The organism is Saezia sanguinis (assembly GCF_003991585.1).
In the GTDB taxonomy this organism is placed as follows: domain Bacteria; phylum Pseudomonadota; class Gammaproteobacteria; order Burkholderiales; family Burkholderiaceae_C; genus Saezia; species Saezia sanguinis.
Genome location: NZ_PQSP01000005.1, coordinates 88,345 through 101,328, shown reverse-complemented (window position 1 = coordinate 101,328; position 12,984 = coordinate 88,345). Strand labels below are relative to the sequence as shown.

The window sequence follows — 12,984 nt, the reverse complement described above, 5'->3', positions numbered from 1 at the left end:
TTAGGTTAAAACAGGCAAATCGTTATGGTACCTCATCTTGTCACCGCCCTTACCGGTCCAATCAACGAGCTGGAACAACGCATTCTGGACTCCATGCCAGCCATTGAACGCTGGTTCCGTCTGGAGTGGATGGAGCACACCCCGCCGTTTTACACTTCGGTAGACTTGCGCAATGCCGGTTTTAAACTGGCCCCGGTTGACACCAACCTGTTCCCTGGCGGGTTTAATAACCTGACCAACGAAATGATGCCGCTGGCAGCACAGGCAGCCATGGCCGCAGTGGAAAAAATCTGTCCGGAAGCCAAAAACCTGCTGCTGATTCCGGAAAACCATACCCGCAACGTTTTTTACTTACAGAACGTTCTGTGTTTAATGCGGATTTTCCGCTCTGCCGGACTGAATGTCCGTCTGGGTTCCCTCGATGAAAATATCAAGGAACCCACCACCCTGACCCTGCCAACCGGTGAAACCCTGACGCTGGAGCCGCTGGAGCGTTCGCAGCGCCGTTTGGGTTTGAAGAACTTTGATCCCTGCACCATCGTCCTCAACAATGACCTGTCCGCCGGCATTCCGGCCGTATTGGAAAATCTGCACGAGCAGTTTTTGCTGCCGCCACTGCACGCAGGATGGGCCATCCGGCGCAAACACAACCATTTCCGGGCGTATGAAGAAGTGGCTAAAAAATTCTCCAAACTGCTGGGCATTGACCCCTGGCTGATCAACCCGCTGTATTCTTATTGCGGTGAAGTGGATTTCCAGGCAGAAGAAGGGCTGGAATGCCTGCGCTCCAATGTGGACATGCTGCTGTCGAAAATCCGCCGTAAATACAAAGAATACGGCATTCAGGAAAAACCTTTTGTCGTCGTCAAGGCCGATGCCGGCACTTACGGCATGGGCATCATGACGGTACGCGACGTCAGAGAACTAGACTCCCTGAACCGCCGCACACGCAACAAAATGAGCACCATCAAGGATGGCCAAACTGTCTCGGAGGTATTGATACAGGAAGGTGTGCTGACCTATGAACAGGTTAACGAAGCCGTTGCCGAGCCTGTGGTATATATGATTGACAGATACGTTGTCGGCGGGTTTTACCGGGTGCACTCCAGCCGGGGTACCGATGAAAACCTGAATGCGCCAGGCGCCGGCTTTGTGCCGCTGGCGTTTGCCGAATCGCCCCATCTGCCACAGCCGGGCATGAAGCCTGGTGCCAGTTCCCCCAACCGCTTTTACATGTACGGGGTCATTGGGCGCTTGGCCATGCTTGCCGCCAGTTACGAACTGGAAGCGACCGATCCGGAAGCCGAAGTGTACTGACACGGCTATTTTGCTGTGCAAACAAAAGGAGATGCTCAGCATCTCCTTTTGTTTTTAAGCGGCCATACCACAAACCTGAAATACAACCGCGCCATCTCAGCGCGGCAATGCAAAACTGATCGGGCAGCGGTATTTTAATGAACGTGGTATTCTAGACAAATATAACTGTTTTTCTCAGAGGCTCTCCCAACCATATGCCATATTGCCCTGTCAACCATGCAGCAGCACTGGCTTCAATCAAACTACAGTAGACATACAACCAGCAGCACCGGCTCATAAACGCCTACCCTTGTACCCAAGGCATATCTGGCAGCCGTATCGCGCCTGCATTTAATGGACACCCCACCTTTATGGCACAACCTTCTTCCCGCAATCGCATGGCGCTGTCTTTGGGTGCTTTAGGCATTGTTTATGGCGACATCGGTACCAGCCCGCTGTATGCATTGAAAGAGGTGTTTGTGCATGCGCACATTCCTCTGACTGAGCATAGTATTCTGGGTGTGCTGTCGCTGGTTTTCTGGACACTGACGATCGTTGTTTCCCTGAAATATGTTTACCTGATCCTGAACAATGACAACCGCGGGGAAGGCGGGCTGATCGCCATGATGACGCTGGCCACCCAGGCCGTTCATGACAAGCCGCGTATCCGGCATGTCCTGTTACTGCTGGGCCTGTTCGGCACCGCATTGTTCTGTGGTGACGGCATCATTACGCCTGCCGTATCGGTTCTGTCTGCCGTGGAAGGGCTGGAGCTGATTTCCCCCCATTTTCACCGCTATATCATTCCAATTACGCTGGTCATTCTGTTAGCGCTGTTTGCGGCACAACGCAAAGGCACAGCAGGCATTGCCCGTTTTTTCGGCCCGGTCATGTTGCTGTGGTTTGTGGTTCTGGGCATCTTAGGGATATCACAAATCATCCACGCCCCGCAGGTACTGCGGGCGCTCAATCCCCTTTATGCCCTTGAATTTTTCACAACATATACGACACTTGGTTTTCTGGCACTGGGTGCCGTTGTGCTCTGCGTCACCGGAGCGGAAGCCCTGTACGCCGATTTGGGGCATTTTGGCCGAACCCCCATCCGCATTGCCTGGTATGGCTGCGCCATGCCTGGCCTGCTTTTGAACTATTTTGGGCAAGGCGCTTATTTGATGTCGACAAAACCGGACCAGGTCGGTACCCCATTTTTCCAGATCGCCCCCTCCTGGGCACTGGTTCCACTGGTCTGCCTGGCCACAGTCGCCACCATCATTGCGTCCCAGGCGCTGATCACAGGGGCATTCTCATGCATACGCCAGGCCATCCAACTGGGGTTTCTGCCACGGATGCGCATTATGCATACATCCATTTATCAGACCGGGCAGATCTATATCCCCGTTGTCAACTGGTCATTGTTTGCCGGCATTGTGGTCGTTGTCCTGTTCTTCAAATCATCGGGTAATCTGGCTGCCGCCTACGGTATTGCCGTCACGCTGCAAATGCTGATCACCACGCTGATGTCGTTTTTTGTCATCCGTTATGGTCGCCGCTATCCTTTATGGCTCTGTCTTGCTGCCACAATATTTTTCATCAGTATCGACCTGCTGTACTTCAGCTCCAATATCCTGAAATTTACCGATGGTGGCTGGCTGCCTATCCTTGTGGCATCACTGGTCAGCATGATCATGCTGACCTGGATGCACGGAAAACAATCTCTGAATCGGGCCCGCCTTCTCAATGCCATCCAGTTACCCCCCTTTCTGGACGCTATTTTTGCCAACCCGCCCTCCCGCGTGGAAGGTACTGCGGTCTTTATGAACAACGACCTTGGTACGGTACCGTTATCGCTGTTGCATAACCTCAAGCATAATAAAGTCATTCATGCCACCAACCTGTTTGTTTATGTTGATCTGCACGAAATCCCCTGGGTCGGATTCAATGACCGTATCGAGTTAAAACCGCTGGGTCATGATTGCTGGCAGGTCACGCTGAATTACGGCTTTAAAAACGAAGTTGATATTCCTGAGGCCCTGAAACTGCTGTCAGGTCGGGGCATTGATCTTGACCCGCTGCAAACATCTTACTTTTTCTCGCGTGAGAACATCGTATCCGCACTCGGAGGCCTCTGCCACATGATGCCTTGGCGGAAAAAGCTGTTTGCCACGTTGTACCGCAATGCTGAAGGCGCTGCGGACTTTTACAACATTCCGGCCAATCGGGTCATTGAACTGGGCAGCAAGGTTGAGATTTAAAAATAAAGTGTAGGGCCAGCCCCTCACTTTGAGGCTTTCTGCGAGTCTGCACATATGGTTGCCTCAAATCATTTTCAAAATGGACAGACTCCGCCGGGCCGCTTCAACTGTGCTCCCAGAATGGTCTATTACTCAAAACTACAAACGCCTTATTTTGCGCACTAGAATGAAATAATCCGATCCCGCAATGGGATTTGGGTTTTCAAAATGTTTGCTTTTAATGAAAGTATTTCTCTGCTGCTGTAATTTTTTGACAGGTTACATGCGCTGTGATGAACAAGTATTAATACACCACACCCATCTGACCTGACATCTGAGCCTGCTGTGCAGGATGCAGGCTAAAAACATCAGCTAAACCGTGCTCACTGAAAAGGAACTTATGATGAGTAATGAAAAACTTCAGTTGTTAACTCCTAAAAACTGCCAAGTTATTTTTATTGACCAGCAGCCGCAAATGGCTTTTGGCGTGCAGTCCATGGATCGCCAGGTTTTGAAAAACAATACCGTTGGCTTGGCCAAGGGCGCTAAAATTTTTAATATCCCGACCATCATCACGACCGTTGAGTCTGAAAGCTTTTCCGGCTTTACCTACCCTGAGCTGCTGGATGTATTTCCCAAACAAAAGTTGCTGGAACGCACATCCATGAACTCCTGGGATGACCAGAAGGTACGCGATGCACTGGCCGCAAACAAACGCAAAAAAGTAGTTGTTTCAGGCTTATGGACAGAAGTGTGTAATAACAGCTTTGCGCTGTGCGCCATGCTCGAAGGTGGATACGAAATCTACATGGTTGCCGATGCTTCCGGCGGCACCACCAAAGAAGCACATGACTATGCCATGCAGCGCATGATTCAGGCCGGGGTTGTTCCTGTCACATGGCAGCAGGTTGTGCTCGAATGGCAACGTGACTGGGCTCACAAAGAAACCTATGACGCGGTGATGAATCTGGTCAAAGAGCACTCCGGCGCCTATGGCATGGGCGTTGATTACGCTTATACCATGGTGCATAAGGCGGCTCAACGTACCAGCAGCAAACATGAAGTTTTGGCACCTGTTCCCGCAAAATAATACGCTGAATTTATCTGTATTGGCGCTTGCCATGGCGGTCTTCTTATCTTGTCTGCCATGGCAAAAAGCCTGAAAAACTCCATCCTTGCGATACCGCTACGCCAACACATTTCATCTCTCAATTGCGTTTCTCACATTGGCAGCCTACACCCATCACAAGCAATCGCATGAAAATGCATCGTTATGTTACGATGTCTTCAACAACACGTCAGTTTGTGTCTGTTCATCGTATGCTATTCCATAATGAAAAGAGTATCTCATGAACGACCCCAAACACACCTCTTCCCAAACAGGGCAGCCCTCTAAAAACCCATTTGCTTATAAAGCATTTGCTGTACTGTGGGTAGCAACCGTTTTGTCGAATATCGGTACCTGGATGCACGATGTAGGGGCCGGCTGGTTGATGACCACCCTGTCCGACTCATCCCCGACCTGGGTTTCGCTCACCCAGGCAGCGACCGCTTTGCCGGTTTTTCTGCTGGCGCTTCCTGCAGGCGCACTGGCCGATATTCTGAACCGGAAATACATGCTGCTGGCGGTTCAGTCTGTACTCATCTTTGTGGCTGCTGGGTTAGGCATCACGGTGGTACTGGGTATCACCACCCCTTTGCTGCTGCTGATGTTCACATTTCTCATGGGCATTGGCGCAGCCATGACGTCGCCTGTATGGCAGGCCATTGTCCCTAGCCTGGTGCCTCGTCCGGCCCTGCAACAGGCAGTGGCCATTAACAGTGTTGGCGTCAATATCAGCCGCGCCATTGGGCCCGTGCTGGCCGCCATCATCATCGGCGCTATCGGACTGGCCGCTCCTTTTTTTGTAAATGCCTTAAGTTATGTCATCGTCGTTATTGCATTGCTCTGGTGGCGCCCTGCCGCAACAGGAAGCCATCACCTTCCTGCCGAGCATCTTCCGGGTGCGGTACAGGCCGGTTTGCGTTACGCACTGCACAGTGACCTGCTCAAAGCACCCCTGGTTAAAGCGGCCGGTTTTTTTCTGTTTGCCAGCGCATACTGGGCACTGCTGCCATTGATTGCACGGCAGGTTCTGCAAGGCGGCGTGAATCTGTATGGCATTTTATTGGGGTGTATCGGTGTGGGTGCTGTTGCAGGCGCTTTTTTACTGCCCACGCTACGTAAACATTTGAATGCCAACCAACTGGTGATGGCAGGCACCATAGGTACAGTTATCACCATGTGTGTTTTTGCCCTGGTTAAGCAGACATACATTACCGGTGCAGTCTGTCTCATTGCAGGCGCCTCATGGATCATGGTCCTGACATCGTTGAACAGCGCGGTGCAGATCGCTTTACCCGAATGGGTACGCGCCCGCGGCCTGTCGGTTTTTGTCATGGTATTTTTCGGCTCGCAGACCTTAGGCAGCATCATCTGGGGGCAGGTAGCCTCTCATACTAGCATTCCGGCAGCACTGCTGATTGCCTCTGCAGGTGCAGTCGTTGCGATGTTTGTAACATGGCCGTACCGGCTACCGCAGAATGATGACATCAACCTTGCACCATCCATGCACTGGCCGGCCCCCTTGGTGAATTTATCTGCCAATCATGACCGGGGCCCCGTTTTGATTACAATTGAATATAAAATTGACCCTGAAAAGGCTGCCGCATTTGTTTCTGCAATGGACAGGCTGCACAAAGAACGACGCCGTGATGGCGCATATGCATGGGGAATTTTTGAAGACGTGGCTCAACCTGGGCGTTATTTAGAATATTTCATTGTGGCCTCCTGGCTGGAACATCTGCGCCAGCACGAACGTGTCACCGAATATGATCGCGACATTCAGGAAGAAGCACTCGCCTTTCACACCGGGGAACAGCCCCCTGTGGTTTCTCATTTTCTTGCACCGGGCTCTTAACGCATTCCAAAATTTCGTACAACCATGTATGATTCACCCCGAAAATGAATGTGTGTGTAATAAATAACGCTGATACGGATACCTGAGAGGAAGACATGAAACCAGATCTTATTCTTGTAAATGGCCAATTCACGACACTGGACCGCAGCAATCCGGCTGCACAGGCCGTTGCCATTAAGGATAACGTCTTTTTTGCCGTAGGCACAGAGCAGGAGGTGCTGGAATTCAAAGGCGAACATACGCGGGTCATCGACCTCGGCGGGCGGCGCGTCATTCCCGGACTGATCGACAGTCACCAGCATCTTATCCGTGGCGGGCTTAACTACAATATGGAGCTGCGCTGGGATGGCGTCACCTCTTTAGCAGATGCCATGTCCATGCTGAAACGGCAGGTCGAGCATACGCCAGCGCCGCAATGGGTGCGTGTGGTGGGCGGTTTTACCGAACACCAGTTTGCCGAAAAACGCCTGCCAACCATCGATGAGCTGAATGCCATTGCACCAGACACACCGGTTTTTATTCTGCACCTGTACGACCGTGCCATTCTGAACCGCGCCGCGTTGCGCGTTGCCGGGTACACCAAAGACACGCCCAACCCTCCCGGAGGGGAAATACAGCGCGATGTCAACGGCAACCCGACCGGGCTGCTATTGGCGCAGCCCAATGCCACCATCCTTTATGCCACGCTGGCCAAAGGCCCGAAACTGCCGCTCGAATACCAGTTGAATTCGACCAGACACTTTATGCGCGAGCTGAACCGTCTGGGCATTACCGGGGTGATCGATGCCGGCGGTGGCTCGCAGAACTATCCTGATGACTATGAAGTCATCGAAAAACTTGCCGCCAATGGCGAGCTCACAGTACGCATTGCCTACAACCTGTTCACACAACACCCGGGCGCAGAACTGGACGACTTTAAAGGCTGGGTCCAGTCCGTAACACCAGGTGATGGCGACAGCTATTACCGCCACAACGGGGCTGGTGAAATGCTGGTTTATTCTGCCGCTGATTTTGAAGACTTCCGCGTCCCCCGCCCTGAAATGCCGCAGAACATGGAGCAGGAGCTTGAGCCCGTGATCCGTGTACTGGCGGAAAATCGCTGGCCATGGCGCTTGCACGCTACTTATGATGAAACCATCTCACGTGCTCTGGACGTTTACGAAAAAGTCAACAAGGATATACCTTTTGACGGCCTGCACTGGTTCTTTGACCATGCCGAAACCATCAGCCAGCGCAACATTGACCGTATTGCTGCACTGGGTGGTGGCATAGCCATTCAGCACCGCATGGCTTATCAGGGCGAGTATTTTGTCGAGCGCTATGGCGCCAAAGCGGCTGAAGAAACGCCGCCGATTGTCAAAATGCTGGAAGCCGGCGTGCCGGTCGGTGCCGGCACCGACGCCACCCGGGTCGCTTCTTACAACCCCTGGGTTGCCCTCTCATGGCTGGTGACTGGTCAGACACTGGGAGGCCTGAACCTGTATCCACGGCGTAACTGCGTTGACCGCGAACAGGCGCTGCGCCTATGGACAAAGGCCAATGCCTGGTTTTCGGGTGAAGAAGGCAAAAAAGGGCAGATCAAAAAAGGCCAGTATGCCGATCTTGCCGTACTCTCGGATGATTACTTCAAACTGCCCGAAAATGAGATCAAGCAGATTGAATCTGTTCTTACAGTGGTCGGTGGCAAAATCGTCTACGGTACAGACCACTTTGAATCACTGGCGCCACCCCTGCCGGCCGCCATGCCGGACTGGTCGCCTGTACGCGAGTTTGGCGGCTATCAGCGTGCCAACACAGCCATGCAGAACAAAGTGTTTTCATCGCTGTGCGGCTGTGCACGGCAATGCAACCTGCATGGGCACGCTCATGCAAGCGCTTACAGCGAAGCGGTTTCTGCCGATAACCAGAAAGGATTCTGGGGCGCATTTGGTTGCAGTTGCTGGGTATAAAGCAAGTGTGTAAAAAAGCTGCTGACCAGGCAGCTTTTTAATTTAAAATCATGATAGAGACTTATCAACAAGCCACTTTTTCCATCTCATTTATGAGATAGGCATGATTTTATGACCAATAATGATAAACATCATTTCTTGATAGGGCTGGGATTTGTATTTTTTACGTTGTGTCTGCAGTGTCTTTATACAGGAGACCTGAGCTTTTCATCCGGCAGATGGCGTTGGCTGGCTTCTATTTTCCCAGAAGAGATCGGCGGCGCAGCTTTATGCTATGGGCTAGTAGGCGCCGCCTTAGTTACCGGCGGACTGGCTGGCAAGTACATTGACAGGAAAAACGCCAAAAACCGAAACTAGCCTCTCCCGTTGCCCTTTTGAAAAAACGCTTGCGCCAGACGCACCCAGTAGGTGGCACCAATAGGCAGCAATGCATCGTTAAAATCATAATTGGGGTTGTGCAGTTCACATGGCCCCATGCCTTCATAGGCAGCTTCACGGTGCTCACCACCGCCATTGCCAATGAACAGGTAGCAACCGGGCACTTTTTCCAAAAAGAACGAAAAGTCCTCCGCTCCGCTTAAGCGCGGCGTATCACGGTCCACCCGATCTTTGCCAAACACCTGCTCTGCGACAGAAGCCGCAAAGTCGGTCTGCTCATCCCAGTTCACCAGTACCGGATAAGCCCGTACAAAATCCAACGCCCCTGTACCACCATGTACCTGCGGCAGTGTTTGAACCACCTGACGCATTTTGTTTTCAATCAGGTCTAGTGTTGGTGTATCAAATGTGCGCACCGTGCCTTTAATCACCGCTTCATCAGGTATCACATTGAACGCATCGCCGGCATGAATCTGCGTCACAGACAGCACCGCACTGGCATCCGGGTTTTTATGCCGTGAAATTACCGTTTGCAGTGCACCGACCATTTCTGCCGCTATGACAATGGGGTCCACGGTTTTATGCGGCATGGCGGCATGCCCGCCAACGCCTTTGATGGTGATGGTAAAGCGGTTGCTTGAAGCCATCATGGCACCTTTGCGAAAATTCAGAGTACCCGCAGCAAGCCCCGGCATATTGTGCATACCGTAAATCTCATCACAGGCAAAACGCTCCAGCAGACCATCCTCAATCATATAACGCGCGCCGGCATTCCCGCCTTCTTCGGCTGGCTGGAAAATAAAATGGATGGTGCCGGCAAAATCACGGTGCCCGGCTAGATAATGCGCAGCACCCAGCAGCATGGTGGTGTGCCCGTCATGACCGCAGCCATGCATGCGCCCCTGTATCAGCGATTTGTGTGCAAAACGGTTGTATTCGGGCATCGGCAATGCATCCATATCTGCACGCAACCCCAGGGTGCGAGACCCCGCGCCCTGGCTGCCCCGCAACACGCCCACCAGGCCGGTCTGACCTATCCCGCGGTGCACCTCAATGCCCCATTTTTCCAGCAAAGCGGCGACCAGATCAGAAGTTCGCTGTTCTTCAAACGCCGTTTCAGGGTGCGCATGGATATCCCGCCGGATTTCAACCAGCCTGGGATGTTCGGTCTGTATTTCCGTGATCAGACTGCTCATTTAACCTGCTCCTTGATATAAGCAGCAATTTCCGTAGAAAGCGCTGTCAGATTGGCCTGCAATGTGCTGAAACCAGCACTGCGCTCCCGCGTTTGCTCATCCATATACAAGCCACGGTGAATTTCAATTTGCAGGCTGTGCCGGTTTTCCGCCGGACGCCCCAAACGTGCAATCAGCGCAACCCCCTTGTACGGATCATTGATCGCTACCGTGTACCCTTTGGCACGCAAAGACTGCGCCACCAGTTGGGTAAATTCCTCAGAGCACGTGGTGCCGTCGCGATTACCCAGCACAAAATCAGCCAGTGTGTAATTCCCGCTCATTTCCAGCCCTTCATATGCGTTGGCAGGCATGGAATGCAGGTTCAAATGCCATACCGCACCAAACTGGGAATAGGCACGCTCAATATGGTTGCGCAATGCCGCATGGTAAGGCTGATAATACGTTTCAATTCTGGCCTGCACCTCTTTGGAGGTCAGCAAACGGTCATAAATGGGGTGCCTTCCGTCATTGCCCGCAACTTTCCAGATCAGCCCAATACCCAGGCGGGACTTTTCTGTAGGGCACGCTTCTCCCGGCCATGCATCAGACAGCATGGTCACATCAATATCGTCGGCATCGCGGTTGGGGTCAATATAGCTGCGCGGAAACTCTGCGGCCAGCAGCACGCCGCCCACATCGGGCAGCCCCTGCCACAATGCATGCACATCGGTATCCTCGCCTGAGCGCAAAATATCAAACGGCACCGAAAACCCGAAGTCCGCCGGGTAACGTACCCCGCTGTGCGGAGAGTCGCAAACCAACGGAATGGCATCCGCCTTGGGCAAAGCCAGGACAAAAGGGGGAAACGGTGTCGGGGTGCTGGGGGTAACAGCTTCTGTCATAACGCAGTTCCTTCAATAGGGTGAAAGCTTGGTCAGATCGTTCAGGTGGCAGGCGCTGATGTGCCCTGCCTCAATAACCTGGTGCAAAGGCATTTCTTTTTTACAGCGCTCCATTGCATTGGGGCAGCGTGGATGAAAGGTGCACCCTGGCGGAGGCGCCAGCGGTGAAGGCAGTTCGCCTTTGATCGGCTGAAATGCGCGCTTCACGGTATCCAGTGTTGGCAGCTCCGATAAAAGCGCCTGTGTATAAGGGTGGTTCGGGTTGTTGAATACCGTTTCGGTCGGCGCAATTTCAACCAGACGCCCCAGATACATGATCAGCACGCGGTCCGAAATATGCCCCACCACACCCAGGTTATGGCTGATGAAAAGGTAGGTCAGGTTCAGCGTTTCGCGCAGCTCCATGAACAGGTTCAGCACCTGCGCCTGAATGGAAACGTCCAGTGCCGCCACCGCTTCATCACACACAATGACTTTGGGCTTAAGCGCCAGTGCCCGGGCAATGCCAATGCGCTGGCGCTGCCCGCCGGAAAACTGGTGCGGGTAGCGTTGCGCATAATCAGGGTCCAGGCCAACCTGCTCCATCAGGCTGGCCACATATTCTTTCTTTTGCGCCTTTGAAACAATGCCATGTACCACAGGCGCTTCACCGATGATATCCAGCACGCGCATGCGCGGGTTCAGCGACGCCATCGGGTTTTGAAAAATCATCTGTACACTGAGCTCGTACGCACGGCGTTCAGCTGTCTCCATGGCACTGATCTTTTTGCCCATATAGGAGATTTCACCTGCCGTCGGGGGATTGATACCGGCAATGATGCGCCCCAGGGTCGATTTGCCGCACCCTGACTCGCCCACAATACCAATAACCTCCCCCGGGTAAACGTCCAGGTCCACACCATCCACGGCATGCACAACAGACGGTTTGTTTTTGGCTCCCAGCAGGTTAGCGATTCTGTCGGCCAGGTCAATTGACTGGACAAAACGCTTTTCTATCCCTCTGAGCTTCAGCAAAGGTTCGCTTGACGATGTGGCTGCTGTCTCAATCATGTTGCTTTAAATCCATTATCGGTATGGGTCAGTGCGTTCCAGCAGCGAACCGTCTGGGTGGATGTGACAGCCGCCGGCTGCGGGTCCTGCAGACAGGCATCGGTTGCATAGTCGCACCGCGGGCGAAATGCACAGCCACGCGGCAGATGCAGCAAAGAAGGCGTCATGCCCCGAATCTGCCGCAGCATCTGCCCGTTGGTGGTGCGTGCAGGAATGGAGTTCATCAGCCCCAGCGTATAAGGATGCGCCGGATGTTTGATCACCGATTCAACCGGCCCGCTTTCGACAATGCGCCCGGCATACATCACCGATATTTCATCGGCCAGCCGCGAAACAATCGCCAGGTCATGTGTAATCCAGATCAGGGCAGTACCGGTTTCTTCACACAGCTTCTGCACTTCATACAGAATCTGTGCCTGAATCGTCACGTCCAACGCTGTTGTCGGCTCATCGGCAATGATCAGCTTCGGATGGTTCAGCAACGCAATGGCAATTGCCACACGCTGCCGCATACCACCAGAAAGTTCATGCGGATATGTCTTCAGGCGTTCTTTCGGCGCCGGAATCCCAACCATTGCCAAAGCTTCTTCCGAACGCTTGAGCGCCGCCTCACGGCTGACGCCCTTGTCGTGTACCAGAATCGCCTCAACCATTTGCGTATCAATGCGCAGCACCGGGTTGAGCGTCATCATCGGGTCCTGGAAAATCATTGCGATATCTTTGCCCCGCAGCTTTTGCATCCGCTCTTCGCCAATACCGACCAGCTCCTGCCCCATGAACTTGATGCTGCCATCCACAACACGTCCTGGCGCATCAATCAGCCCCATGATGGAAAACCCGGTAATGCTTTTGCCGGAGCCCGATTCTCCAACCAGCCCCAGAATCTCACCCTGCCGGATCGTCAAATCCACACCGTCCACGGCTTTCACCGCACCATCATGCGTGAAAAAATGCGTCTTAAGCCCCCGCACCTCCAGCACCGGAACGGCTGACGCTGTTAGCGGCATCACGGATGTCTGTTGTTCTGTTTCTGTATTCAT

The 12,984-nt window shown here is 53.1% G+C and carries 10 protein-coding genes; 6 read left to right on the top strand and 4 right to left on the bottom strand.

Translation table 11 applies throughout. The features are described from left to right. The first annotated feature begins 24 nt into the window (after positions 1 to 24). The 6 genes from gshA to CUZ56_RS09920 all read left to right on the top strand — a co-directional run bounded on the left by gshA (position 25) and on the right by CUZ56_RS09920 (position 8,793). On the top strand, positions 25 to 1,317 hold the full coding sequence (gene gshA / locus CUZ56_RS09945; protein ID WP_126980238.1) for a glutamate--cysteine ligase: 1,293 nt from the start codon (positions 25 to 27) through the stop codon (positions 1,315 to 1,317). Positions 1,318 to 1,667: 350 nt separating this feature from the next. After that, positions 1,668 to 3,548, top strand: coding sequence for a potassium transporter Kup (locus CUZ56_RS09940; protein ID WP_126980237.1), 1,881 nt, complete (start codon positions 1,668 to 1,670; stop codon positions 3,546 to 3,548). Between the two features lie 382 nt (positions 3,549 to 3,930). Further along, complete coding sequence (locus CUZ56_RS09935) at positions 3,931 to 4,617, top strand: hydrolase (RefSeq protein ID WP_126980340.1); 687 nt, start codon at positions 3,931 to 3,933, stop codon at positions 4,615 to 4,617. Between the two features lie 259 nt (positions 4,618 to 4,876). After that, positions 4,877 to 6,487 carry an MFS transporter gene (locus tag CUZ56_RS09930; RefSeq protein ID WP_126980236.1) on the top strand — a complete coding sequence of 537 codons (1,611 nt, stop codon included), beginning with the start codon at positions 4,877 to 4,879 and terminating at the stop codon, positions 6,485 to 6,487. A 95-nt stretch (positions 6,488 to 6,582) separates the two neighbouring features. Next, positions 6,583 to 8,436, top strand: coding sequence for an amidohydrolase (locus tag CUZ56_RS09925; RefSeq protein WP_126980235.1), 1,854 nt, complete (start codon positions 6,583 to 6,585; stop codon positions 8,434 to 8,436). A 111-nt stretch (positions 8,437 to 8,547) separates the two neighbouring features. Further along, positions 8,548 to 8,793, top strand: coding sequence for a hypothetical protein (locus CUZ56_RS09920; RefSeq protein ID WP_126980234.1), 246 nt, complete (start codon positions 8,548 to 8,550; stop codon positions 8,791 to 8,793). Here the strand turns inward: CUZ56_RS09920 and CUZ56_RS09915 are convergent. Genes CUZ56_RS09915 through CUZ56_RS09900 form a run of 4 tightly spaced genes read right to left on the bottom strand, consistent with a single transcriptional unit; the run spans position 8,790 to position 12,984 of the window. Beyond that, entirely contained in the window at positions 8,790 to 10,010 is a 1,221-nt protein-coding gene (locus CUZ56_RS09915; RefSeq protein WP_126980233.1) for a M20 aminoacylase family protein, read from the bottom strand. The two genes, CUZ56_RS09920 and CUZ56_RS09915, sit on opposite strands and share 4 nt — an antisense overlap. Next, a complete protein-coding gene (locus tag CUZ56_RS09910) occupies positions 10,007 to 10,894 on the bottom strand; it encodes an N-formylglutamate amidohydrolase (protein WP_126980232.1) in 888 nt (295 codons plus the stop codon). Before CUZ56_RS09910 ends, CUZ56_RS09915 begins: the two co-directional genes overlap by 4 nt. 12 nt (positions 10,895 to 10,906) lie before the next feature. Next, entirely contained in the window at positions 10,907 to 11,944 is a 1,038-nt protein-coding gene (locus tag CUZ56_RS09905) for an ABC transporter ATP-binding protein (RefSeq protein WP_126980231.1), read from the bottom strand. Beyond that, positions 11,941 to 12,984: an ABC transporter ATP-binding protein gene (locus CUZ56_RS09900; RefSeq protein ID WP_126980230.1), complete on the bottom strand. Its 1,044-nt coding sequence runs from the start codon at positions 12,982 to 12,984 to the stop codon at positions 11,941 to 11,943. Before CUZ56_RS09900 ends, CUZ56_RS09905 begins: the two co-directional genes overlap by 4 nt.